Below are 23908 nucleotides of genomic sequence, written 5' to 3'. Positions count from 1 at the left end.
GTTCCAGCACCTCGTCATCACGCCTCCGCTATGCCCATTACTTGAAAGGCACTGATCGGCGGAGGCAGCCCCGGCGGTTTCTCGCCCGTGAAAAATGCAGCGAGATACATCTTTCCAAGCAGATGCCTGGTCTCCAACGCGTCGGGCGCCAGCCGCCCATCGCGCAAGGCCTGCTGGAATTCCGCAAGTGTAGGAGCCGAGAGATCCGTGTCCGGCACCGAGCGCGACGCGGTCGCTACGGCGCTGAACTGGACGCCCGCATAAAACAGACGGGTGAGCGCGCGCATCAGTTCGAGGCGATCGCGCAAGCTGCGATCGGGCGGGTGACCGAGCCATGCCTGCAAAAGCACCTCTTCGAGTTCAGGTGACGGCGCAAAATTATCGAGCATGGTCGCCATGTCGACGACGGGATCGTTGCAATAGGCCGACTCCCAATCGACCAGCCACAGACGCTCGCCATCGAACAGAAGGTTGCGCGGCAGGATATCGTTGTGGCTGGAAACCGCCTCGTCGCTATTCCACGTATAGGCGCTACGGAGGTCTGCCAGACGCTGCGTGTGGGCATCGAGCACGCCGGGCGCAAACAGGTTTGTGCGGCAGACATGGGCCCACAGCCGGGCGGTAATATCCGGATAATCGACGAAGCGCCCGAACCTTGGCGTGCCCTGCAGGCGCCGCAGCATTCCTCCCAGCGCCTGCGCCAAAGCGTGGGGACCGCCGGGATAGGACTGCAGAGGCTGTTCGACGATGAAGTCCATCACCGCGACACGTGCGGTCTCATCCACATAGTGCAGCCGCGGCGCGATCCCTGCCTGTGCGGCGATGCGCATCGACGTATATTGGTGCGGATTACGCAGCGGACTTGCGGCCCCCTCCATGCGCAATACGTAGCGGCGATCGCCGGCGGCTACTCGATAGACGAGCGCGCCCGAGACGCCACCCGGAATCGGCCGGATGGAATCGATGGTTGCAGAACCGACGGTCGCCCTGAGCGCAGCCTGCGCGATCTCGCGGTGCGTCATCGGAATATCAGAAAGATGCTCTCCGCTCATTGTCCCCCCGGCGAACCGCGTAGGGACGACGTGTAGCAGAACCGATGACCTAAATCTTCGCGACCTTGGCAACCAGATCCGCCAGCCGCTCTGCTGCATCGAGCTTGCCGACCTTGCGCGCGCCTGCGGCCATCGCGGTCAACCGCGACGGCTCGCCGGCCAGCGCCGAGATTTCAGCAGCCAGACGATCCGGCGTGAAATCACTCTGCGCGATGCGAAGCGCGCCACCGGCGTCCGCAAGCACACCGGCATTGGCGAACTGATCCTGATCGAGCGCACCGGGCAGCGGCACCAGAATGGACGGCCGCCCGATGGCCCCGAGTTCAGCGACGGTGCCCGCACCGGAGCGCGAGATCACCAGTTGGGCTGACGCGAGACGCGCGGGGAGATCGCTGAAGAACGGCGCGAGTTCGGCCTTGATCTTGAGCTTGTCGTAAACGGCACGCACGCGGCTCATGTCTTCGTCGCGCACCTGTTGCGTCAGCACGAGGCGATTCCACAGCGCCGGTTCGAGACGCTCGATCGCCGGCGGCACGATATCGGCCATGATGCGCGCGCCCTGGCTGCCGCCGACGACGAGCAAGCGGAATGGCCCGGTGAGATCCGGCGCGGCATAGGGGACGGCAGCAGCGGCGAGGATCGCCGGGCGCATCGGCGTGCCCGTGGTGGTGGTCTTCTTCGACAATTCGGGATCGCGGTCGAGCACACCGGGCAACGACGTCGCGATCGCGCTGACCTTGCCGGACAGCATGCGGTTGGCGCGGCCCATGACGGCGTTAGAATCGTGAATGAGGGTGGGAATGCCGAACAGACGCGCGGCAAACAGTGGCGGCACAGTCGGATAGCCACCGAAGCCGATTACCGCTGCGGGCTTCAGGCTGCGCATCAGGTTCAGCGCCATCGCGGTGCCAGCAGCGAGCATGATCGCGGTGCGTGCCAGCGAGATGGGATTGCGGGAGCGCACCGTCTCGCTCGGCACCACATCGATCATCTCGCGCGAAAACAGCCCGCTATATTTCAGCGCCCGCGCATCGGTGACGAGCCGGACGCGCAGCCCGCGCTTCATCAGCGCGACGCCGAGCGCTTCCGCCGGAAACAGATGTCCGCCGGTGCCGCCCGCCGCCAGCAATATGAGGGGCGCGGTGCTCATCACGCGTAAGTGCGCGCGACGTGGGCGTCGATCGCCTCGACTTCGGTGCGCGGGCGCATCCGCGTCAAAGCGAGCAGCATGCCGACGCTATAAGCCAGCGAGATCATCGACGAGCCGCCATAGGAGATGAAGGGCAGCGTCATGCCCTTGGCGGGGATGAGATGCAGGTTGACCGCCATGTTGATCGCCGCCTGCACGCCAAACAGGATCGCGAGACCCGAGGCAGCGAAGCGCGAGAACAGATCTTCGGTGGCGTAGGCGCGCGACATCGCGCGGATCACGATGAAGGCGAACAGGCTGAGCACCGCGAGACACAACAGGATGCCGAACTCCTCGGCGCCGACGGCGAAGACGAAGTCGGTGTGGCTGTCCGGCAGGCTGCGCTTGGCAATGCCCTCGCCCGGCCCGAGGCCAAACCAGCCGCCATTCGAAAAAGCTTCCATCGCGGTATCGACCTGGAACGTGTCGCCCGAGGCGGGATCCATAAAGCGTTTGATACGGCCGGCGACGTGCGGCACCAGGAAATAAGCCATCAAGAGTCCACCTGCCGCGGTGGCGCCGAGGCCGAATACCCAGACCATGCGCATGCCGGCGATGAAGAACAGCGAACCCCAGGCCATCAGGATCAGCATGGTCTGGCCGAAGTCAGGCTGCATCACCAGCAGCGACACCAGCATCATCAGCAGGACGATGGCCATGGAGGTCGCCGGCATTTCCGGCTTGCGCGCGGATTCCGAGAACAGCCAGGCGGCGATGACCACGAATGCCGGCTTGGCGGATTCCGATGCCTGGATATTGATGCCAAGCATGGTGATCCAGCGCTTGGCGCCCTTCACCTCCGGCCCGATCAGCAAGGTCGCCAGGATCAGCACGATGGAGATCGCGAACACGACAAGGGCCGAGCGGCGGATCTGCCGCGGCGTCATGAAGGACACGCCGATCAGCACGATAATCGACGGCACCAGGAACAGGATGTGCCGGTTGAAGAAGTGGAACGGATCAAGCCCGATGCGGGTCGCCACCGGCGGCGAGGCCGCCAGCGACAGGATCACCCCGGCCAGCATCAGCGCGATGATCGCCGCCAGCAGCAGGCGGTCCACGGTCCACCACCATTCGCTGAGCGGCGTGCGTTGTTCGCGAGAGATCATAAGCGCGTCCTGCGGGTCGATGAACTCCTATCGATGGGCCATCGTGGTTGCCAGACAGTTAATGGATTGTGAAAATTTGGAGGGAATGGGGCTGGCTTACCTCTCCCCGCGTTTGCGGGGAGAGGTCGAAATCGGAGCGAAGCGAGGATTTCGGGTGAGGGGCAAGGCACGGGACACGCGCCATCGAAGCACCATCGGGTCGGCCAGCAACGTTTCCGCACGAGAGAGATCTGAGGGATCCGTGAGTTCTCAGTTGTGGAGAGTCAGTGCCCTGCCCCTCACCCGGATCGCAACGAAGCTTCGCTTCGCAGCGATCCGACCTCTCCCCGCTATGCGGGGAGAGGTAAAGAAAACTAAACCGCCCTCATCCCATCCAACGCCAGCACCAGTTCGCGAAACCGGTCGCCGCGGATCTCGAAATTGCGGAACTGGTCGAATGAGGCGCAGGCGGGTGACAGCAGCACGACCGGCTCTGTCAGCCCGGCTTCGGCGGCATCGCGCGCGGCATTGGCGACCGCGACGTCGAGACTGACGCTGATCTCATACGGCACCTTGCCGTCCAGCGTCTGCGCGAAGTCGCTCGCCGCCTCGCCGATCAAATAGGCGCCGCGGATGCGCGGGAAGAATTCGGCGAGCGAGGTGATGCCGCCCTCCTTCTGCTTGCCACCGGCGATCCAGAAGATGTCGTTGAAGGACGACAGCGCCTTGGCAGCGGCGTCGGCATTGGTGCCCTTGGAGTCGTTGACAAACAACGTCGTGCCCTGACGCCCGACCTGCTCCATGCGATGGGCAAGACCGGGAAAGCTGCGCAGGCCCTTCTGCAGCACGGCCGGGCTGACGCCGAGCGCCAGCGCTGCGGCCGAGGCACAGGCGGCGTTCTGCGCATTATGCAATCCGCGCAGCGAGCCGATACCAGCGATATCGACGACATCGCTCTGCGCGCCGCCGGCATTGCGCACGATGGTGCTGCCCTTGATGGTGAGGCCATCGGCCAGCGGATGTTCGACGGAGACGCGCACCACGCGCTTGCCGGATTGTTCGATGCGATCAGCGGCCTTGCTGCACCAATCGTCGTCGACGCCGATGATGGCGGTGCCGGCCGCCTGCACACCGGCAACGAGACGCTCCTTCACCGCAGCGTAATGCGCCAGCGTGCCGTGACGATCGATATGATCGGGCGTGACGTTGAGCAGGATGCCGACGGACGGATCGAGCGAGGGCGTGAGATCGATCTGATAGGACGACATCTCGATCACATGAACACGGCCGGCGCGCGGTGGCTCGAGCGACAGGATCGCGGTACCGATATTGCCGCCCATCTGCGTATCGAAACCCGCCTCGCGCATCAGATGCGCAACGAGCGCCGTCGTCGTCGATTTGCCATTGGTGCCGGTAATGGCAACGAAGGGCGCATCGGGTGCATGGAACTTGCGCTCGCGGCAGAACAGTTCGATGTCGCCGATGACCTCGACGCCGGCTGCTTTCGCAGCGACGACTGTCCAATGCGGCGCCGGATGCGTCAGCGGCACACCGGGCGTCAGGATCAGAGCCGCAAAACTGCCCCATGCCACCGTGCGCAGATCGGCAGTGATGAAACCGGCCTGCGTGGCCTGGACCATTCTGTCGATGCTGTCGTCACAGGCGATGACTTCGGCGCCGCCCGCCTGCAGCGCGTGACAAGACGCAAGGCCGGAGCCGCCGAGCCCGAACACGGCGACGGTCTTGCCGGCGAAGGATGTGACCGGGATCACGATCTCACCGCAGCTTCAGCGTGGAGAGGCCGACCAGCGCCAGCATCACCGAGATGATCCAGAAGCGAATGACGATCTGCGGCTCGGTCCAGCCCTTCTGTTCGAAATGGTGATGGATCGGCGCCATGCGGAACACGCGCTTGCCGGTGAGCTTGAACGAGGTGACCTGCACGATGACCGACACGGCTTCCAGCACGAACAATCCGCCGATCACGGCGAGCACGATCTCGTGCTTCACGGCCACCGCGATGGAGCCGAGCATACCGCCCAGCGCCAGCGAGCCGGTATCGCCCATGAAGATCGAGGCCGGCGGCGCATTGAACCAGAGGAAGCCAAGCCCTGCCCCGAGCACCGCGCCGCAGAGCACAGCGAGTTCGCCGGTCCCCGCAACGTAGTTGATCTGCAGGTAATCAGAGAACACCGCATTGCCGGCGAGATAGGCGATCATGCCGAACGAGGCCGACGCGATCATGACAGGCACGATGGCCAGACCATCGAGGCCGTCGGTGAGGTTCACGGCATTGCCAGCGCCAACGACGATGAAGGCGCCGAACAGCACAAAGAACCAGCCGAAATTCACGATCACGTCCTTGAGGAACGGGATCACCAGCGAGGACGACAGCGGATCGCGGCCGAGCTTGACGAAGGCGAAACAGGCGGCGCCCGCAATGATAAATTCGATCAGCAGACGCGTGCGACCGGCGAATCCTTTATGGCTCTGCTTGGTGACCTTGAGATAATCATCATAGAAGCCGACGAAGCCGAAGCCGAGGGTGACCGCCAGCACGATCCAGACATAGGGATTGCGCGGATTGGCCCAGAGTAGCGTGGAGACCACGAGGCCAGACAGGATCATCAGCCCGCCCATGGTCGGCGTGCCCACCTTGACCAGATGCGACTGCGGGCCGTCGGTGCGGATCGGCTGACCCTTGCCCTGGCGCAAACGCAGATTGTCGATGATCCAGGGTCCGAACAGGAATACGAACAGTGCGCCGGTGACCACTGCGCCGCCGGTGCGAAAGGTGATGTAGCGGAACACGTTGAACACCGGCACGGTGCCCGCAAAATCGATCAGCCAGTAGAACATTCAGTCCGCCCTATACCGCGGCGTCGTCGAGCGCGGCGTTGCCGGGAAAGCGCTTTTCGAGCGCGGAGACAATCGGTTTCATCTTCGAGCCGAGCGAGCCCTTGACCATGATGGCGTCACCGGCGCGGATCGCGGCCAGCACCTGCGATTCGAGCGCCGCCGCATCCCCGGCATAGCCGCCCCGCTTGCCCGTGGAAAGGGCATCCCAAAGGTTGCGCATCAGGGGACCACAGCAAAATACCAGATCGATGCCGTTGGACTGCACCGCATCCAGCAACCCGGCATGAAGTTTCGCGCCATCGGCGCCGAGTTCGAGCATGTCGCCCAGCACCGCGATGCGGCGCCCCTTTGGCCCGATGGCTGCTGCGCCAAGCACATTGATGGCTGCCGCCATCGAAGCCGGATTGGCATTGTAGCTCTCGTCGATCAGCGTCGCCTCGCCGCCTGACACTTCGAGCACATGGCGGACGCCGCGGCCCGCAGCGGGCACGACCTGCGACAGCGTCAGCGCGGCATGCGCCAGATCGGCCCCCATCAGCGACGCTGCCGCCAGCACCGCCAGCGAATTCATCGCCATGTGGCGGCCGGGCATACCGAGCTTGTAGGTGACGTCATGGCCGAGGATATTGGCATGCACGGCCGAGCAGGTCGGATGCAACGCCACGTCGATCAGCCGCGCCTCAGCCTTCTGGTCGGCACCGAACGAGACGACACGCGAGACGCCGGCCTTCTTGGCGCTCTTCTGCAACCGCGCGAATTGCGCATTGTCGCGGTTGAGGATCGCGACGCCATCGGGTTCAAGCCCCGAAAAGATTTCGGCCTTGGCGTCGGCAATGGCTTCGACGCCAGCGAAGAATTCCAGATGCACCGGCTCGACGGTGGTGATGACGGCGAAATGCGGTCGCACCATCTTCACCAGCGTCTCGATTTCGCCGGCGTGGTTCATGCCGATTTCGAAGATCGCAAAGCGCACGTCCGCCGGGCAGCGCGCCAGCGTCAGCGGCACGCCCCAGTGATTGTTGAACGACGCGACCGAGGCATGGGTCTTGCCCTGCGCTTCCAGCACGCGGCGTAGCGCTTCCTTGGTCGAGGTCTTGCCGACCGAGCCGGTGATCGCAATGATCGGCGCTTTCAGACGTGCACGCGAGGCGATGCCGAGTTCGACGAGCGCTGCGAGCACGTCGTCGACCACCAGCAGGCGCGCATCGGCGGGAAACTTGTCGCGCTGCGCGGTTTCGACGACGGCCAATCCTGCGCCAGCTTTCAGCGCGGCCTCGACGAAGGCGTGGCCGTCATGCACGTCGCCCTTGATCGCGAAATAGGCCTCGCCGGATTTGATGGTGCGGGTATCGATGGAGATGCCCGTGATACCCGCCGGCAGCGCGCCCTGCACCGTGGCGTGCATCGCGTCGGCCATCGCGGCCGATGTCCAAAGAAACTCGCTCATGCAGTCCTCTTGGCAAGCGCCGCTGCGGCGGCCTCGTGATCGCTGAAAGGCAATGTGCGGGTACCGACGATCTGTCCGGTCTCGTGGCCCTTGCCGGCGATCAATAGGGCATCGCCGGGCTGCAGACCCTCGACGGCCACGCGAATGGCTTCGGCGCGATCACCGATTTCGATGGCGCCTTTCGCAGCGGCCAGAATGGCTGCGCGGATAGTCGCTGGATTCTCGCTGCGCGGATTGTCATCGGTGACGATCACGCTGTCGGCATTCTCGGCGGCAATCTCGCCCATCAGCGGCCGCTTGCCGGCATCGCGATCACCGCCGGCGCCGAACACCACGACGAGCTTGCGCTTTGCGTAAGGACGCAGCGCCTGCAGTGCCTTCGCCAGTGCATCCGGCTTGTGTGCGTAATCGACGAACACCGGCGCGCCATTGTGAGTGCCAACCTGCTCGAGCCGCCCCTTGGCGCCTTCGAGATGTTCGAGCGCGGCGAAGGTCTGATCGACATCACCGCCGGTACCGATCACAAGACCGGCCGCAACAAGCGCGTTCTCGATCTGGAATTCACCGACCAGTGGCAGCTTGATCTGATGGCTCTTGCCGCGATGCTCAAGCGTGAGTTTCTGCGCGAAGCCTTCGACCGTGGCATCGACAAGGCGAATACCTTCGCCCACGCCGTCGCCTTTGCGGCCGACTTTCATCAGACGCAAGTGGCGCGACTGTGCGGCATGGATCACTTGCGGCGAATGCTCATGATCGGCCGCGATCACGGCAACGCCACCGTCCACGACCAGATTGAGGAACAACCGCAGCTTGGCACTGAGATAATGCGCGACGTCCGGATGGTAGTCCATGTGATCGCGCGACAGGTTGGTGAAGCCGGCGGCAGAAACCCGCACACCGTCAAGCCTGAATTGATCGAGGCCATGGGACGACGCTTCGAGCGCGAGATGAGTGACGCCCTCGCCGGTGATCTCGTCGATCTGTTGGTGCAGCGAGATCGGATCCGGCGTGGTCAGCGAGCCATAGACGGTGCGCTTCGGCGAGACGAGACCGATGGTGCCGATGCTTGCAGAGGCATATCCGAGGCGCCCCCAGATCTCGCGCGCAAAGGACGCAACCGACGTCTTGCCTGATGTCCCCGTGACGGCGGCGATGACCGCAGGCTGGCGCGGATAGAATTTGGCGGCGGCCAGAGCCAGCGCAAGGCGCGGATTGGGCGTGCGCACGAAGGGTACGGACAGATCGTCGGGCTTGTGGGCACCGGCGACGGCGACTGCACCTGACGCCAGTGCCTGTGCGATGAAACGCGAACCGTCGGTCTTCGCACCGGCGAGTGCAAAGAACAGATCGCCCGGTTTCACTGCGCGGCTGTCCACAGCCAGTCCGGTGACGGTGACGTCCCTTGCGGACTGCTCCATCACGGCATCAGGGTTGAACAAATCGCGTAGTTTCATGCTGCTCCGGGCAGGCCAGATCGAGGGACACATCGGGTTCCGCAACGCCACGCAAACCGCATTTTGCACCGGCTGTAAAGCGCAGATGCGGCGTTACTGAGTCACCTTGGATGTCGCAAGAATAAGGCGGTCGGACGGCGCCAGATCGAAGCGCGGCTCGAGCCCCAAAAGCGGCGCGATACGGGCGATCACGTTGCCGCCCGTCGGCACCGCATTCCAGCCCGAGGTGATGAAACCATGGGTTTCCGGCAGCGCCTTCGGCTCGTCCAGCATCACCAGAACCTGGAATTGCGGGTTGTCCATCGGCAGCACGGCGGTAAAGGAATTCAGCACCTGCTTCTTGGAATAGCGGCCGTTGACGACCTTCTCGGCCGTGCCGGTCTTGCCGCCGAGATAGTAACCCTTGGCCCTGGCTTCCGCCTGCCGCGCCGAGCCGGTCTCGGCATTCAGGCGCATCATGTAACGCACCTTGTCGCTGGTCTCTTTCTTGATGACGCGCTTGCCGATCTCCCGCGCTTCCTCTTCGGTGCGCTTCAGGAAGGTCGGCGGGATCAGCAGCCCGCCATTGATCATCGCATTGACGCCCATCACCGCCTGCAGCGGCGCCACGGCCATGCCGTGACCGAATGCGATGGTGATGGTGTTCAGTTCACCCCAGCGTTTCGGCACGATCGGCATCGCGCTTTCCGGCAATTCAGTGCGCAGGCGATCGAGCTGGCCGACCTTCTTCAGGAACGCCTTGTGCGCTTCGACGCCCTGCCCGAGCGCGATCTTCGCAGCACCGACGTTTGACGAAAAAGTGAAGACTTCGGTGAGCGAGATCGGACGCGGCACCGGATGGGTGTCGTGGATCTTGAACTTGCCGTAGCTGAGCGGATAGCGCGCGTCATACATCGTATTGAGATTGGCCTTGCCGCTGTCCAGCGCCATCGCCAGCGTCAGCGTCTTGAAGGTCGATCCCATTTCATAGACGCCGGTGGTCAGGCGGTTGATGCGGTCGGGATCGTGCGCTTCCTTCGGATTGTTCGGATCGAAGTCGGGCAACGAGACCATGGCGACGATCTCGCCGGTCTTCACGTTGGAGACGAGCCCCGACGCCGCCTTGGCGCTGTACTTCGCCTTGGCCTTGAGCAGTTCGTCACGCAGCGCATGTTCAACGCGCAGGTCGACGGCGAGTTCGACCGGCTTCTGCAGACGGTCGGATGCGAAGCCCGCGCGATGCAGATCCGCGAGGCCATTGCTGTCGAGCCATTTCTCGATGCCGGCAATGCCCTGATTGTCGATATTGGTCAGGCCGATCAGATGCGAGACCGCCGCGCCGCTCGGATAGACACGCTTGTTCTCGCGCAGGAAGCCGATACCGGGAATGCCCAGGCGATGAATGTCGCGCTGCTGCTGCGGCGTGATCTCGCGCTTCAGCCAGGCAAAGCCCTTCTTGCTCATGATCCGCTCGCGCACTTCGGCGCCGTCGAGATCGGGCAATGCGCCAGTGAGCAATTCGACCGCTTCGTCCTTGTCGATGATGCGACGTGGCTCCGAGAACAGCGATGGTGACTTCACGTCGGTCGCCAGGATCGCGCCGTTGCGGTCGACGATATCGGGACGTGCGGTCGCGATGGCGTCACGCGTGGAGCGGCGCTCGGCATGGGTGTCGCCGTTGACGGCAAACATGATCAGACGCACGGCAATGATGCCGTACACACCGCCGAACGCGATCATCGCAAGACCGACGCGCGCGCGTGCCTTCGCCGCACGATCAACGTTGCGCCCGTAAAGCAGACTGCGGATCAGACGCTGGCGCCAGGGCTCCGGCGGCCGGGTGATCGGTTTGTTCGGGTCGAGTTGCGGACCTGTCACTGCGGATCCTCCGGCGCCGGCAACGAGCCGGTCACGATATCCGGATCGATGGTGTGGATCATCGCGCCAATCGGATCTGGCTCACCGGGCTTGGCAAAATTCGGCGGCCGATCCGGCAGATTCTTCATCGTGTCGAATTGCTGCGCCGTCACCGGCTGCAGCTTGAGATGACGTTCGGCCAGACCCTGCAGCCGCATCGGCGCATCCAGCTTGGCCCATTCGGCGCGCAACGACGCGATCGCATCGCGCTGTTCGCGAATATCGGCATGCAGGCGCAGCACCTTCTCGGTGCGCACCGTGGATTCCATCTTGATGCGATAGACATAGGCGGCGGCGAAGACGAGAACGGCGATGACGAGAAGGTGGATGATCCGCATGGTCAGCCTCCCCTCATCACAGAGGCAAGCGTCGGCCAGCCCGGCAACGGGCCGGCATCCTGTGCCGGCGCGTCGGTACGCTCGGCGCCGCGCAGCTTCGCAGAGCGCGCGCGCGGATTGGCCTTGAGTTCTTCGTCGCCAGCAGTGATCGGGCGCTTGTTGACGAGCGAGAAGCGCGGACGGGATTGCGCGACCTCGGGCAGATGCCGCGAACCGCCGCCGGTCTTGCTGCGCTCGGTCATGAAATTCTTGACGATGCGGTCTTCCAGCGAATGGAACGAGACCACCGACAGCCGGCCGCCCAGCTTCAGCACGCGTTCGGCGGCGGCGAGCGCAGTGTGGAGTTCGTCGAGCTCTGCATTGACGAAGATGCGCAGCGCCTGGAACGTGCGCGTCGCCGGATGGATTTCGCCGGGCTTGGCCCACACGACCTTCTGCACGATATCGACGAGCTGCTTCGTCGTCTCGATCGGCGCTTCCTTGCGCGCCGCAATGATCGCGCGCGCGACGGAGCGGGAATGCCGCTCCTCGCCGAAGATATAGATGATATTGGCAAGATCCGCCTCGGAGGCCTTCGCCACCACATCGGCCGCGGTCGGCCCGTGCTGGCTCATGCGCATGTCGAGCGGGCCGTCGAAACGAAACGAGAAGCCGCGTTCGGCCTGATCGATCTGCATCGACGAGACGCCGACATCCATCACGACGCCATCGACGAGCGGCTCGCCCTGGGCGGCACACACATCGGTGAGATTGGAGAAGCGATCCTCGACCAACGTAAGACGACCGTCAGACGCGTCGACCAGATCGAAACCACCGGCGATGGCGGTCCGGTCGCGATCAATGGCGATGACGCGGGTTCCCTCGGTCGCGAGAATGGCGCGGGAATAACCGCCTGCGCCGAATGTGGCATCGACATAAATACCACCGGCGCGCGGGCTCAGCATGTCGACGGCTTCAACGCCGAGAACGGAGATATGTCTTGTATCGGGCGTGCTCATGCGCGCGCCGGCCGGAGGCGTGCAGACAGCGCGTTCCGTTCCTTCGCATCGAGGCGCAAAATCAAACTGGACACGAACAGGCCCATGTCGCCTCAACTGTCGGCGCGCCGCCTGGCTTTTCCTCCTGAAAAGCCAGGTCGCCGCGCGATTGCGGGTTCCATTCGACGCACCACCCGCGTTTGGCGCGGGAAAGGCCGGACGTCCGCATGGATTTGTCGGGATTGCCATGGGATTTGAACGTCAAAATGGAACTTTGGCCTCCCTTTTCAGGTTGGCTCTTCACCACTCAGTAACGGCACTTAGCGTTAAGAAAGCGTTGATGGGTTGGAGAGCAGTTGATCAATTGCAAGTGCCGGTTTCATCGTAGTGCTGATGCTTTAAGCCCACAGTGGATAAAAATGGGGCAAAACTGTCATGCAGTCGTTGCATAGCAAGGTGCCGGTCGGGGATAGTACGCGCCTGCGGCGCAACCGATATGTGCCGCTGTTCTCGTGACTGATTTGAGTTTTCTGATGGCTTCACCTACGTCCGCACCCGCTGGATCCGACTCCAAGCGTCAACGCGCCCTCCCGATTCCCAAGGGCGCCGCGGACATGCCGACCTTTACCCCGGATTCATCCGTCGTTTCCGACGTGATCCCGTCGCCGAATTTCGGTGAGCGTAACAAGGGCCTCGTGCCCGACATGATCGTGCTGCACTATACCGGCATGCCCGATCCGGAAGGCGCGATCGCGCGCCTGTGCAGCGCGGGCACCGATGTCTCTGCGCATTACATCGTGCTCGAGGACGGCCGCATCGTGCAGACGGTGCCGGAAGCCAAGCGGGCCTGGCACGCCGGCGTCGGTTTCTGGGCCGGCGAAGAGGACATCAATTCCTGCTCGATCGGCATCGAGATCATCAATCGCGGTCATGACTGGGGCTATCCGGATTTTCCGAGCCGGCAGATCGCCGCTGTCACCGCGCTATGCCGCGGCATCGTGCTGCGTCATGACCTGCAGCCGCATCGCGTGCTCGGTCATTCCGACGTCTCGCCTTCGCGCAAGAAGGATCCCGGCGAGAAATTCCCGTGGCACTCGCTGGCCAATTCCGGTGTCGGCCACTGGGTGATGCCGGCGCCGATCGTGCGCGGCGAAACCATGAAACTCGGCACTGCAGGCGACGACGTACTGGCGCTGCAGCATGCATTGGCGCGCTATGGCTACGGCATCGAGACCGATGGCCAGTACAATGCTCCGACCATGGAAGTGGTCACCGCCTTCCAGCGCCATTTCCGTCCCGAGCGCGTCGACGGTCTCGTGGATCACTCGACGCTGACCACGCTGCAGGCCCTGCTCACCAGCCTGCCGGCGGAGACGACGATCGCCGCGCGCTAATCCTCCGCCGGCTCCTGCCGATCCAGCTCAGCCAATCGCCGCGCGTAAAGCCGGCGCAATGGCTCAAGTTGTGTGGCCGCACTGGCCCGATGATACGCATCGCGGGCGGCATCGCGCCGGCCAAGACGGCGCAACAGGTCGGCACGCACGGCCGGCAGCAGATCGTAGCCGTCGAGTCCGCCCCTCGCCTGCAATGCGTCGACCAGATTCAGGGCACGCAGCGGACCATCGACCATCGCCACCGCGGCGGCATGGTTGAGCTCGATCACCGGCGATGGCCTGATCCGCAGCAGGACTTCGTAGAGCCCGGCGATCTGCGGCCAGTCGGTGGCTTGATAGCTTGGCGCCTGCGCATGCAGCGCCGCGATCGCGGCCTGCACCACATAGTCATCGGGTCGGCCCGGAGCGTGCAACGCGTCCTCGACCAGCCGCAATCCCTCGACAATCTGTTGGTGATCCCACAGCGACCGATCCTGCGCTTCCAGCAGCACGATATCGCCATCTGCCGTCGCACGACCGGAGCGGCGCGCGTCGTGCAGCAGCATCAGCGCCAGCAGGCCTTTGATCTCGCGGCGCTGCGGCATCAGCGCATCAAGCAAACGAGCCAGCCGGATTGCTTCCCGCGCCAGGTCCGGCCGCATCAGATCGTCACCTGATGTGGCAACGTAGCCTTCGGTGAAAACCAGATAGATCACGGCCAACACGCCGCGCAGGCGCTGTTCGAGCGCATCTCGCACAGGCACTTCATAGGGAATTCCGGCGATGCGGATCTTCTGTTTGGCTCGGACCAGACGCTGCGCCATGGCGTCTTCGCCGATCAGAAACGCCCGTGCCACCTGAGCGGTACTCAATCCACAGACGGTTCGCAGCGTCAGCATCACCTGCACCTCCACGGCGAAAGCCGGATGGCAACAGATGAAAATCAGCCGCAGCATGTCGTCGTCGAGAACGGCGTCGTCACAGCGATCGTCATCTGTGCCCGCATTCAGCAACAGCTCGTGCGTCACCTGTTGCTGCTTGCCGCGAAACGAGACCAGCCGCCTGACACGGTCGATCGCCTTGTTGCGGCCGACATTGACAAGCCACGCGCGCGGATTTGCCGGCGGCTCAGCCGTTGGCCATCTTTCAAGCGCAACCGCGAAAGCATCCTGCAACGCATCTTCAGCCAAATCGAAATCGCCGACGAGGCGGATCAGCGTCGCCAGCGCGCGACCCGCCTCGTTGCGAAAGATCCTGTCGATTTCGGCCAGCGTCATGGTGTCAGTTATAGACCCAGATCGGCCGCACCTCGATTGAACCGACCCGCGCACTGGGAATCCGCGCCGCAATCGCCAGTGCGGCATCGAGATCCTTGGCGTCAACCAGATAGTAACCAGCGAGCTGTTCGCGCGTCTCGGCGAACGGACCATCGGTGGTGAGCATCTTGCCGTCGCGCACCTGCACCGTGGTCGCTGTGGTCGTCGGTTGCAGCCGGTCACCGGCCTTAAAATTGCCGCTCTGGACGATGGACTGGGTGAACGCGCCATATTCCTCAAGCATCTTCTTGCCTGTGGCGGCGTCCATTTTCGCGTACTCGGCTTCGTTCTGGTAGATCATCAGCAGATACTGCATTGCGTTCTCTCCTCTTGAGCGGCGCATTCGCCGTGACATGGGCATGATCGGGTCCGAAAACTGGTTGCCACTTTCCGGGATCATGCGGTCAGTCGAACGGACCGGCAGCAGAACGACATCTTCAGGATAATTTATTTTGGCAAAGACTGCGCGCGTTCCTGGCTTGACGCCACGGCCCTGAGCCTCCATGCCTGTGCCGTCAGTCGGCTGGACGGCCGCTCCCGCTATGGTCGAAAGGCTGCGGGAGAGGAAAGTCCGGGCTCCATCGACATACGGTGCCGGATAACGTCCGGCGGGGGCGACCCCAGGGAAAGTGCCACAGAGAACGAACCGCCCTCCTACGTCCCTTCGGGACTTCGGCGCGACAAGCCTTCGGGCTTGCCACGCCGTAGCAGCGCAAGCTGCGAAGGCGGGTAAGGGTGAAAAGGTGCGGTAAGAGCGCACCGCGTATCCGGCAACGGAAACGGCATGGCAAACCACACCGGGAGCAAAACCGAATAGGGACGGCAAAGCAGTCAGTTCGCTCACCTTGAGCGATAACACTGCGGGGCAATGTCTTGCTCGCTGTCCGGGTAGGTTGCTTGAGGCCATAGGCAACTATGGTCCCAGAGGAATGGCCGTCACGTATCGCCGGTGCAAATCGGCGATGCCCTACAGAACCCGGCTTACAGGCCGGCTGATAACTTTCTGAACAACGAAGGGCCCGGCGCAAAACGCCGGGCCCTTCGCCAGTTTTGGCGCCGATGACCACACCTGCTTCAGTCCCGTCCTGCCTGAATGATCGCCTCTGCGAGGCGTGCAGGATTGCTGAAGAACATTTCATGGCTACCCGGACATTCGACCAGCCGAAACAGACCAAGACGTTCGGATAGTCGGGGATGCCATGGCAGGCTGTGTGGCAGCGCAATGTCCTGCTGACAATTCACGTAGGATTTCCCGACCGCAAGTTCGGCGAGAGGCTTGCTCAGCGAAATCTTGTCGGTGAATGTCTTGTAGGGATGCGGATTGAGTTGCTCATAGGCTGACTTCGCCAGTCCGAAATCGGCATCGTTGATGAAAGCGTCGCGCCAGATTTCGAACGGCAGCATCACCGCGTTGTTGTTGGCGGCAGCGATGGAATCGAACAGGCCAAGGTAATGCGGCGGCACCATGTCGTTGAGCGACTGTCCGTCCAGCGGAACGAAGGCGTTGACATAGACCAGCCGCTTGATGCGTTCTGCCATACGGTCCGCGACGCCCGAAATCACCATGCCGCCATAGCTGTGTCCGACAAGGCGTATGTCCCGCAGATTTTCTTTCTCGATATAATCAGCGATCGAAGCGATAGCCTGCGCAAGCCCAACTGTGCTGCGGTCGTCATTCGCGTTGTTGCCAGCGACCGTCGGGCAATGAACGACATGCCCGCTCGCCCGCAGATGACCGGCGACCGCGTCCATCTCCTGTCCCGTGTGCCAGGCGCCGTGAACCAGGACGTATAGATCTGCCATGCAATCCTCCCGATGTTTCCCGGACATTCATAATCACTGACATGCCGGGCAGATGGCCGGATTGTGCCAGCCTAATCGACGATTTGCGTCACAGGCTATCGTCGGCGCCTGAACTCGCCGGGTGTCACCCCCAGATATTTGCGGCACTGGCGGATAAAGTGTGATGGATCCGTCAGGCCGACCTTCTGGCCGATGCCACCGATACTCACACGGTCGAAGCGCGGCTCGGCCAGCATCTTGCGGGCCATTGACATGCGGCAGTCAGCGAGCAGCCCGCTAAAGGTCACGGACGCGCTGGCGAGACCGCGATGCAGCGTGCGCTCCGAGATTTGCAGTTGCGTGGCAATCGACGCTGCAGTGAGGCCGGGCTCGGCATAGCGTTCGCGCAGAGCGCGACGAATCCGATCAATCAGCGCGGCCGTGCCGGACGTCTCCGCTGGCGACTGCGTCACATCGCCTTCCAGTGTCAGAGCCAGCAGGGCTCCTAATTGATCGACGAGGAGGGGCGCCGGCAGCGGACTGCGAACGGCCAATTCCGGTGACCATTGCCGGACGAAGCCGCTCAGTGCCAGTCCCCAGCCAGACTGTCCATCAATCACCCGGCCAAGATGCTGCTCCGGCGCGGTAAGCCAGCGCTCGACCCATCCCATCGGCAGCTCCAGCGAAATCGTGTCCGACGTCACCGGAAAATGAAATTCATAGGGGCGCCGCGAATCCACCAGGAGAAGATCATGGGGGCGCAACATCGCCGTTCTCTCGGATTGCGTGGCCGACCAGTTCCGGTCGGTCTTGCAAAGCAGATAGTAAAAATTGGACTGGCCGCGCGCGATGGCGCGTCTGGTGCGATAGACATGCTGGGGATCGCCTCGAACTTGATTGACCCCAATCACATCGAGCTGCCCGCGTTGTAGTTCGGACGCAAAGCTCGCGGGCGCGAGGCTGGCGATATCCATCTCCAGAAAGCCTTCGCAGACAGCGGAAATCCAGTAATCCAGCCGTCGTTCCGGCTCGACGAGAGCAGTCGACCATGTCTGAATGTCCGGCGAGCAATCCATCGTCGAGCCCCAATACGGTCTATACTGGTCGCAGGATCGACAGAGTGTTGCGCAAAGCAGGAACTGTCAACGACATCCGATTTTGCGACGACGGGCGTCGCCGTGCGGGTGTCGCCACGATCGGCTCGCCCACCGGGGACGAACGCATTCACGACATGCGCCAAAATGCGAACGAGGGCCAACGGCGGCCCCCGTTCCTTCCTGATATCATTCCGCGGCGGCGGTGCGATCGAGATCCAGCACCTGCCGTTCGAACAGGCCGCGATAGATGCCACCCGGTCGCGCTGTGAGCGTCGCATGGGTGCCCTCTTCCGCGATGTGCCCGTGATCGAACACCAGAATGCGATCGAGGCTGCGCACCGTCGACAGGCGATGCGCGATCACGATCGACGTGCGGCCTTTCATCAGCCGCTCCATCGCCTCCTGGATCAACGCCTCCGACTCTGAATCAAGGCTCGATGTCGCCTCGTCCAGAATCAGCACCGGTGCATCCGCCAGGAATGCGCGCGCCAGCGCGACACGCTGCCGCTCGCCGCCCGACAGTTTCACACCGCGCTCACCGACCAGCGTGCCGTAACCTTTCGGCAGCCGGGTGATGAAGTCATGCGCATTCGCCAGCCGCGCCGCCTGTTCAATCGCCGCCATGCTGGCACCGGGCCGGCCATAGGCGATGTTGTCGGCCAGCGAACGGTGAAACAGGATCGGATCCTGCTGCACAATCGCAATCCGGCTGCGCAGCGACTCCTGCGTGACCTCGGCGATGTTCTGGCCGTCGATCATGATGCGACCGCTCGAGACATCGTAGAGCCGCTGGATCAGCTTCACGAAGGTCGTCTTGCCGGAGCCCGAACGCCCGACCAGACCGACGCGCTCGCCGGCGCGGATGTCCACCGACAGGCCGTCATAGAGCGGCGTGGCATGACCGCCATAGTGGAACGTCACATCATCGAACAGGATGCGCCCGCCCGTGATGGCAATCGGCTGGGCATCGGGAGCATCGGCGATGCCGAGCGCGACATCATGAATCGCGACAAGCTCCTCCATGTCGTTCACCGAACGCTGCAGGTTGTTGATGTGCATGCCGACATCACGCAGATAGCCGTGGATCACGACATAGCTCGTCAGCACATAGGTGACATCGCCCGCCGTGGCCTGCCCGTTCAGCCACAGCCATAGCGCGCCGCCGATCACCGCCGTGCGCACGCAGAGCAGCACTGCGAGCTGCACCGTGCTCGTGGTGTTGTAGCGATACCATGTGCGCGCCACGCGCACGCGCCAGCGGCCGACGACCTGCCCCAGCCGATCGTCCTCGCGGCTTTCCGCACCGAAGGATTTCACCACGGCGTTGCAGGTCAGGGCATCCGCCAGCGTACCGCCAACCTTGGTGTCCCATGCATTCGACACGCGCGCGGCCGGCGCGATGTAACGCGTGGAGAACCACACGGTCATCGCGATATAGGCCACCGTACCGACAGCGATCACACCGCCCAGCGCCGGCCAGTGCCAGCCGAGCAGCAGCATCGAGCCAAGCAACACCACCAGCGACGGCAGCAGCGCCATCAACAGCGTGTCGTTGAGCAGATCGACCGCCCACATTCCGCGCGTGACCTTGCGCACCGTGGAGCCCGCAAAGCTGTTGGCGTGCCAGTCGGTCGAGAAACGCTGCACGCGCGCGAATGCCTCGCGCGACAGATCCGACATGATGCGCAGCGTGAACGGAACGATGGCGTGGATGCCGAGTAGCCGCAGCAGCATCGACGTCGCGCCAAGCGCCACGATGGCGCCAAAGGCTGTGAATGCCGCCTGCCGGGCCGCCGGATCGACGCCACCTTTGGTGACGGCATCAACCAGCTGGCCGGAGAACAGCGGCATGAACAGATCGGCCACCGTTGCGCCGAGCAGACCGACGGCAACCGTCGCCGCCCGTCCGGGCTGCCGGAACCAATGCCGGATCACGAAAGGGATCACCACGCGGATAGCGGCGGCGCGGTCCTTCGATTTCAGAGTCATGACTTCATCCGGCACCGCCCCTGCGCAGACCGGCTCCATGGTTTGACGCGCAACGGCCAGACCGAGCGCGAGCGTCCTAAAAGTACAGAAACGGGAAAGATCAGGATGATCGGGACATCAGGCCCGACCGGCAGAGGCGGAACCGGGGCTCAATGAGCCCGCATAAATCCGCATGCGTGCACCGAACCGAGAATTCCGGAGAGCAGATCAATCGACTTCATGCAGACTCTCCCTCGGGTTCGAGCAATGGAAGGTAGTTTTATAGATGTGCCGGCGACTTTTGGCAACATGATGGCCGGCTTCAATCGCTGATTGGCGATAGAACTGCTCCAGCCGCTCTAGCTTTTTGTTTTGACGCGTTTTCTTGACGCGAACCGGCATCCCGCTCGAAAACGCTCTAGTGTCCGCCGCCTGCAGCCGCGGGATTGCTGGGCTTGTTCAGCAGCATCACCATGAGGCTGAGACCGACATAGAACGCCGACAGCGCGAAGAACGCGTCGCCAAAGCTCATCACGACGGCCTGACGATGCACGATCTGCGACAGCTGCTTCATGGCCATCCGCGAGGCGTCGCCCATGCCCTGGAACTTCTGGGTGAACATGTTGAGCATCTCGACCGCCTGCGCATTGCCCCAGGTGACCTTGTCGTGCAGCCGGGTGATGTGGAAATCAGTGCGGTGATCGAGCACGGTGTTGATCAGCGCGAGGCCGAGTGCGCCGCCAAGATTGCGCGTCAGGTTGAACAGGCCGGAGGCGTTCTTCAGCATTTGCGGCGCCAGCGTGCCGAGCGCAATGTTGTTGATCGGCACCATGGCCATCATCATGCCGATGCCGCGCAGGATTTGCGGCAGCAGCAATTCGTAGAAATCGAAATCGCGCGTCACCCATGTCATCTGCCATGTGCCGGCAGCGAACAGCACCAATCCCGTCATGATGAGATAGCGCATGTCGATCTTCTGCATCAGACGCGCCACCAGCGGCGCCGTCAGGAACATCGCAACGCCCGAGACGAACATGGTCTCGCCGATCATCAGCGCGCTGTAGCCGCGGATCTCGGCGAGATAACGCGGATAGAGATAGGTCAGGCCGTAGAGCCCGATGCCGACGCAGAACGAGAACAGACAGCCCAGCGCGAAATTGCGATCCGTGAAGGCACGGATGTCGACGATCGGTTCTTTCGCCGTCAACACGCGCCAGAAAAACGCCACGCAGCTCACAACGCAGACAACGGCAAAGATCGCGATCGAGGTGTCGCCGAACCAGTCGTTCCGCGGCCCCTCTTCCAGCACATATTCCAGCGAACCGAGGAAACCCGCCATGAAGCCGAGGCCCCACCAGTCGAAATGATCGAGCAGTTCGAAATGCGGCTCGTCGAAATCCACCAGCGCGAGCACGCCGATGGTGATGCCGATGCCCGGCACCACATTGATGAAGAACAGCCAGTGCCATGACAGCGCATCGGTGATGTAGCCGCCCACCGTCGGGCCGATGGTCGGCGCCAGCGTCGCGACGAGACCGATGATCGGGCCGACGATGTGGAATTTCGAGCGCGGAAACACCGTATAGGCCGAGGCGAACACCGTCGGGATCATGCCGGCGCCAAGGAAGCCCTGGATCGCGCGCCACAGGATCATCTGCTCGATCGACGAGGTGAAGCCGCACATCAGGCTGGCGAAGGTGAATCCGGCGGCGGAGATGGCGAACAACAAGCGTGTGCCGAGCGCGCGCGAGAGGAAACCGGACAGCGGGATCGCGATCACTTCCGCGATCAGATAGGCCGTCTGCACCCAGGAGACTTCGCTGGACGACGCGGACAATCCGGCCTGGATTTCAGACAGCGATGCCGAGACGATCTGGATGTCCAGGATCGACATGAACATGCCGAACACCATGATCAGAAACGCGATCAGGCGTTTCGGCGCGACATAGTCCGCAGCCGGAGCGGCCGGCGGTGCGCCTGACACGGTGGTTGTCGTGGACATCTGCTTGTCCTGACTTAGCGCGCGGGTTCTGCACCCGGCTTGGTGTTGACGCGGACATAGACCGACATGCCGGCGCGCAGCAGGTTTTCCTTGGCAACGTCAGCCGGCACCCTGAGACGCACAGGCACACGCTGCACGATCTTGGTGAAGTTGCCGGTGGCGTTATCCGGCGGCAGCAGCGTGAACACCGAGCCTGCGGCTGGCGCGAGGCTTTCCACAGTGCCTTCGATGGCGCGGCTGCTATCGGCGTCGAGCTCGATCGAGACCGGCTGGCCCGGCTTCAGGCGGCGCAGCTGCGTCTCCTTGAAATTGGCATCGATATAGACGTCGTTGAGCGGCACGACATTGCCAAGACGCTGACCCATCGAAACGAAATCACCGGTCGAGATGAGACGGTTCGAGAAGATGCCATCCACCGGCGACTTCACGATCGTGAAGTCGAGATCACGCACGGCCTTGTCCAGCGCGCTCTGCAATTCGGCGAGCTGCGCGCGGGCTTCGTTCTGCTGCGCCTTCGTCACTTCGACGCTGCTCTTGGCGGAGTCGACGGATGCCTTCGCGGCCTTGACGGCAGCCGAGGTCTGATCACGGTTCGACTGCGAGGTCTCGTAGACCGAGCGCGAGGCAAAACCCTGCTTGCTCAGCGTTTCCTGACGGTCGAATTCGAGCGTGGCGCGATTGGCGGCGGCATCAGCCGATGCGAGCTGGGCCTGTGCCTGCTCGACGGCGCTTTCCTGCGCGCCGACCTGACGGCCGATCCGTTCGATGGTGGCCTTCTGGGTGTCGATCTTGCGCTTGGCGGCATCGACGGCGATGCGATAGTCGCCGTCATCGATCCTGAAGATCACCTCGCCGGCCTTCACCGCGACGTTGTCGCCCGGCAGGATCTGCGCGATGTGGCCCGATACGCGCGCACCCAGCGTGGTGTTGCTGGCGCGGACATAGGCGTCGTCGGTCGAGACGATGAAGCGGCCCACCAGATAATAGTTCACGCCATAATAGACGCCCGCGATGGCGAGCAGCGCGCCGACGCCGAGCAGCATTTTTCTCTTCTTGCCGGATTTTGGCGCAGCGGTCTGCGCGGTCGCGGCCGGTGCTGCTGTGGCGGGCTGTTCAGGTGCGGGCGCATCCGCAGGACCGCGGGCTGCGGGTTCATCCGCTGCGGGCGACACGACGCGTACCGGCGCGCTGTCAGTCTCGCCTTCGGGGCGAATGATACGGGCAGCCTGGTCGCGTGGTCCGGCCATTCCGGCCTCCTCAAACGTGAGAATGCGGACACCATCGGACATGCCGGGTCCCCGCTTGCTGCGGCAATATGTAAATTGACCGAACGGTTCGGTCAAGATAGAGTTTGGTCAGTTCATCACGATTTCGCGTTATTCCGGCTTCATCGCGGGCGATATCCCGCTGATTCATCGAACAGGCTGAACGAATGGTTGCCTCCCACCCTGCCCCCCTCTCGCCTGTCGGCGAGGAAGACAGCGCCAAGCGCCGCCAAATTCTCGACGGTGCGCGAAAAGTCTTCCTGGATCTGGGCTTCGACGGCGCCAGCATGGGCGAGATCGCGCGTGCCGCCGGCGTCTCCAAGGGCACGCTCTACGTCTATTTCACCGACAAGAGCGCGCTGTTTGAGTCGATCGTCGAGCAGGAGAAGCTCGAGCAGGGCAAAGCTGTCTTCAATCTCGATCCGGAACGCGATGCGGTGACCACCCTCGGCGAGTTCGGCCGCGCCTATATCCAGTTGCTGTGTCGGCCCGGCGGCGGCTCGGCGATCCGTACCGTGATGGCGATTGCGGAACGCATGCCCGATGTCGGCAAACGCTTTTATGAAGCGGTGCTGGCGCACGCGATCCGGCAGGTCGCGGCCTATCTCGATGCCCGCGTCGCTGCGAAGGAACTGGAAATCAAGGATACCGAACTGGCCGCCGCGCAATTCATGATGTCCTGCCAGGCGACGCTGTTTCAGCCCTTCATCTTCCAGGCCAAGCCGACACCGACGCGCGCGGAGATCGACAAGGTCGTCGACAGTGCGGTGCGGATGTTCCTCGCGGCCTACCGCATCTGACAAGC

19 protein-coding genes and 1 other RNA gene are annotated in these 23908 nt (G+C 63.1%); 3 read left to right on the top strand and 17 right to left on the bottom strand.

The genetic code is table 11. The features are described from left to right. Positions 1 to 17 precede the first annotated feature (17 nt). The 10 genes from AB8B02_RS05380 to rsmH all read right to left on the bottom strand — a co-directional run bounded on the left by AB8B02_RS05380 (position 18) and on the right by rsmH (position 12321). On the bottom strand, positions 18 to 1022 hold the full coding sequence (locus AB8B02_RS05380; RefSeq protein ID WP_439063344.1) for a phosphotransferase: 1005 nt from the start codon (positions 1020 to 1022) through the stop codon (positions 18 to 20). A 79-nt stretch (positions 1023 to 1101) separates the two neighbouring features. Further along, positions 1102 to 2205 carry an undecaprenyldiphospho-muramoylpentapeptide beta-N-acetylglucosaminyltransferase gene (murG, locus tag AB8B02_RS05375; RefSeq protein WP_439063343.1) on the bottom strand — a complete coding sequence of 368 codons (1104 nt, stop codon included), beginning with the start codon at positions 2203 to 2205 and terminating at the stop codon, positions 1102 to 1104. After that, positions 2202 to 3350, bottom strand: coding sequence for a putative lipid II flippase FtsW (gene ftsW / locus AB8B02_RS05370; RefSeq protein WP_439063342.1), 1149 nt, complete (start codon positions 3348 to 3350; stop codon positions 2202 to 2204). The genes murG and ftsW overlap by 4 nt, the downstream gene beginning before the upstream one ends. Before the next feature lie 353 nt (positions 3351 to 3703). Then, positions 3704 to 5101, bottom strand: a complete 1398-nt coding sequence (murD, locus tag AB8B02_RS05365; RefSeq protein WP_439063341.1) for a UDP-N-acetylmuramoyl-L-alanine--D-glutamate ligase — start codon at positions 5099 to 5101, stop codon at positions 3704 to 3706. Positions 5102 to 5105: 4 nt separating this feature from the next. After that, positions 5106 to 6188, bottom strand: coding sequence for a phospho-N-acetylmuramoyl-pentapeptide-transferase (mraY, locus tag AB8B02_RS05360; RefSeq protein ID WP_068732324.1), 1083 nt, complete (start codon positions 6186 to 6188; stop codon positions 5106 to 5108). A gap of 10 nt (positions 6189 to 6198) precedes the next feature. Continuing rightward, positions 6199 to 7635, bottom strand: coding sequence for a UDP-N-acetylmuramoylalanyl-D-glutamyl-2,6-diaminopimelate--D-alanyl-D-alanine ligase (locus AB8B02_RS05355; protein ID WP_439063340.1), 1437 nt, complete (start codon positions 7633 to 7635; stop codon positions 6199 to 6201). Further along, positions 7632 to 9089: a UDP-N-acetylmuramoyl-L-alanyl-D-glutamate--2,6-diaminopimelate ligase gene (locus AB8B02_RS05350; RefSeq protein WP_439063339.1), complete on the bottom strand. Its 1458-nt coding sequence runs from the start codon at positions 9087 to 9089 to the stop codon at positions 7632 to 7634. The genes AB8B02_RS05355 and AB8B02_RS05350 overlap by 4 nt, the downstream gene beginning before the upstream one ends. Before the next feature lie 93 nt (positions 9090 to 9182). After that, positions 9183 to 10946, bottom strand: coding sequence for a peptidoglycan D,D-transpeptidase FtsI family protein (locus tag AB8B02_RS05345; RefSeq protein ID WP_231077580.1), 1764 nt, complete (start codon positions 10944 to 10946; stop codon positions 9183 to 9185). After that, positions 10943 to 11323, bottom strand: coding sequence for a cell division protein FtsL (ftsL, locus tag AB8B02_RS05340; RefSeq protein WP_089267351.1), 381 nt, complete (start codon positions 11321 to 11323; stop codon positions 10943 to 10945). The genes AB8B02_RS05345 and ftsL overlap by 4 nt, the downstream gene beginning before the upstream one ends. A 2-nt stretch (positions 11324 to 11325) precedes the next feature. Next, the gene (gene rsmH / locus AB8B02_RS05335; RefSeq protein WP_439063338.1) at positions 11326 to 12321 is read right to left on the bottom strand and encodes a 16S rRNA (cytosine(1402)-N(4))-methyltransferase RsmH; all 996 of its coding nucleotides are present in this window, start codon (positions 12319 to 12321) and stop codon (positions 11326 to 11328) included. 512 nt (positions 12322 to 12833) lie between these two features. Between rsmH and AB8B02_RS05330 the strand changes: the two genes are divergently transcribed. Next, the gene (locus tag AB8B02_RS05330) at positions 12834 to 13694 is read left to right on the top strand and encodes an N-acetylmuramoyl-L-alanine amidase (protein WP_439063337.1); all 861 of its coding nucleotides are present in this window, start codon (positions 12834 to 12836) and stop codon (positions 13692 to 13694) included. Here the strand turns inward: AB8B02_RS05330 and AB8B02_RS05325 are convergent. Together AB8B02_RS05325 and AB8B02_RS05320 are read right to left on the bottom strand one after the other, a co-directional pair. Beyond that, complete coding sequence (locus AB8B02_RS05325) at positions 13691 to 14950, bottom strand: RNA polymerase sigma factor (protein WP_439063336.1); 1260 nt, start codon at positions 14948 to 14950, stop codon at positions 13691 to 13693. The genes AB8B02_RS05330 and AB8B02_RS05325 overlap by 4 nt on opposite strands. A 4-nt stretch (positions 14951 to 14954) precedes the next feature. Next, on the bottom strand, positions 14955 to 15305 hold the full coding sequence (locus tag AB8B02_RS05320) for a YciI family protein (RefSeq protein ID WP_068732310.1): 351 nt from the start codon (positions 15303 to 15305) through the stop codon (positions 14955 to 14957). Positions 15306 to 15504: 199 nt separating this feature from the next. On the opposite strand from AB8B02_RS05320, the gene rnpB reads away from it, so the two are divergent. Continuing rightward, an RNA gene (rnpB, locus tag AB8B02_RS05315) (RNase P RNA component class A) lies at positions 15505 to 15989 on the top strand. Between the two features lie 74 nt (positions 15990 to 16063). Here rnpB and AB8B02_RS05310 read toward each other — a convergent pair. The 5 genes from AB8B02_RS05310 to AB8B02_RS05290 form a co-directional block, all read right to left on the bottom strand. Continuing rightward, positions 16064 to 16792 (bottom strand): alpha/beta hydrolase, encoded by a 729-nt coding sequence (locus AB8B02_RS05310; protein WP_068732308.1) that lies wholly within the window; start codon positions 16790 to 16792, stop codon positions 16064 to 16066. Positions 16793 to 16887: 95 nt separating this feature from the next. Beyond that, positions 16888 to 17847, bottom strand: a complete 960-nt coding sequence (locus tag AB8B02_RS05305; RefSeq protein WP_439063335.1) for a helix-turn-helix domain-containing protein — start codon at positions 17845 to 17847, stop codon at positions 16888 to 16890. A 207-nt stretch (positions 17848 to 18054) separates the two neighbouring features. After that, positions 18055 to 19857 carry an ABC transporter ATP-binding protein gene (locus AB8B02_RS05300; RefSeq protein WP_439063334.1) on the bottom strand — a complete coding sequence of 601 codons (1803 nt, stop codon included), beginning with the start codon at positions 19855 to 19857 and terminating at the stop codon, positions 18055 to 18057. Between the two features lie 397 nt (positions 19858 to 20254). Beyond that, positions 20255 to 21838, bottom strand: coding sequence for a DHA2 family efflux MFS transporter permease subunit (locus AB8B02_RS05295; RefSeq protein ID WP_439063333.1), 1584 nt, complete (start codon positions 21836 to 21838; stop codon positions 20255 to 20257). Positions 21839 to 21852: 14 nt separating this feature from the next. Then, positions 21853 to 23085: an HlyD family secretion protein gene (locus tag AB8B02_RS05290; RefSeq protein WP_439063332.1), complete on the bottom strand. Its 1233-nt coding sequence runs from the start codon at positions 23083 to 23085 to the stop codon at positions 21853 to 21855. Positions 23086 to 23270: 185 nt separating this feature from the next. On the opposite strand from AB8B02_RS05290, the gene AB8B02_RS05285 reads away from it, so the two are divergent. Next, positions 23271 to 23903, top strand: coding sequence for a TetR/AcrR family transcriptional regulator (locus AB8B02_RS05285; RefSeq protein ID WP_309946654.1), 633 nt, complete (start codon positions 23271 to 23273; stop codon positions 23901 to 23903). Positions 23904 to 23908: the final 5 nt, after the last annotated feature.

It is taken from the genome of Tardiphaga sp. 862_B3_N4_1 (assembly GCF_051811085.1).
GTDB lineage: Bacteria > Pseudomonadota > Alphaproteobacteria > Rhizobiales > Xanthobacteraceae > Tardiphaga > Tardiphaga robiniae.
The sequence above is the reverse complement of the archived record's forward strand: the minus strand, read 5'-3'. Positions and strand labels throughout refer to the sequence as shown.

What these genes read in the sequence shown, in the direction of transcription:
- AB8B02_RS05320 (WP_068732310.1), bottom strand. Translation starts at nt 15,305, where the DNA reads ATGCAGTATCTGCTGATGATCTACCAGAACGAAGCCGAGTACGCGAAA.
- ftsW (WP_439063342.1), bottom strand. Translation starts at nt 3,350, where the DNA reads ATGATCTCTCGCGAACAACGCACGCCGCTCAGCGAATGGTGGTGGACC.
- mraY (WP_068732324.1), bottom strand. Translation starts at nt 6,188, where the DNA reads ATGTTCTACTGGCTGATCGATTTTGCGGGCACCGTGCCGGTGTTCAAC.
- AB8B02_RS05350 (WP_439063339.1), bottom strand. Translation starts at nt 9,089, where the DNA reads ATGAAACTACGCGATTTGTTCAACCCTGATGCCGTGATGGAGCAGTCC.
- ftsL (WP_089267351.1), bottom strand. Translation starts at nt 11,323, where the DNA reads ATGCGGATCATCCACCTTCTCGTCATCGCCGTTCTCGTCTTCGCCGCC.
- AB8B02_RS05355 (WP_439063340.1), bottom strand. Translation starts at nt 7,635, where the DNA reads ATGAGCGAGTTTCTTTGGACATCGGCCGCGATGGCCGACGCGATGCAC.
- AB8B02_RS05330 (WP_439063337.1), top strand. Translation starts at nt 12,834, where the DNA reads ATGGCTTCACCTACGTCCGCACCCGCTGGATCCGACTCCAAGCGTCAA.
- AB8B02_RS05295 (WP_439063333.1), bottom strand. Translation starts at nt 21,838, where the DNA reads ATGTCCACGACAACCACCGTGTCAGGCGCACCGCCGGCCGCTCCGGCT.
- rsmH (WP_439063338.1), bottom strand. Translation starts at nt 12,321, where the DNA reads ATGAGCACGCCCGATACAAGACATATCTCCGTTCTCGGCGTTGAAGCC.
- AB8B02_RS05310 (WP_068732308.1), bottom strand. Translation starts at nt 16,792, where the DNA reads ATGGCAGATCTATACGTCCTGGTTCACGGCGCCTGGCACACGGGACAG.
- AB8B02_RS05285 (WP_309946654.1), top strand. Translation starts at nt 23,271, where the DNA reads ATGGTTGCCTCCCACCCTGCCCCCCTCTCGCCTGTCGGCGAGGAAGAC.
- AB8B02_RS05300 (WP_439063334.1), bottom strand. Translation starts at nt 19,857, where the DNA reads ATGACTCTGAAATCGAAGGACCGCGCCGCCGCTATCCGCGTGGTGATC.
- AB8B02_RS05290 (WP_439063332.1), bottom strand. Translation starts at nt 23,085, where the DNA reads ATGGCCGGACCACGCGACCAGGCTGCCCGTATCATTCGCCCCGAAGGC.
- AB8B02_RS05325 (WP_439063336.1), bottom strand. Translation starts at nt 14,950, where the DNA reads ATGACGCTGGCCGAAATCGACAGGATCTTTCGCAACGAGGCGGGTCGC.
- AB8B02_RS05305 (WP_439063335.1), bottom strand. Translation starts at nt 17,847, where the DNA reads ATGGATTGCTCGCCGGACATTCAGACATGGTCGACTGCTCTCGTCGAG.
- AB8B02_RS05380 (WP_439063344.1), bottom strand. Translation starts at nt 1,022, where the DNA reads ATGACGCACCGCGAGATCGCGCAGGCTGCGCTCAGGGCGACCGTCGGT.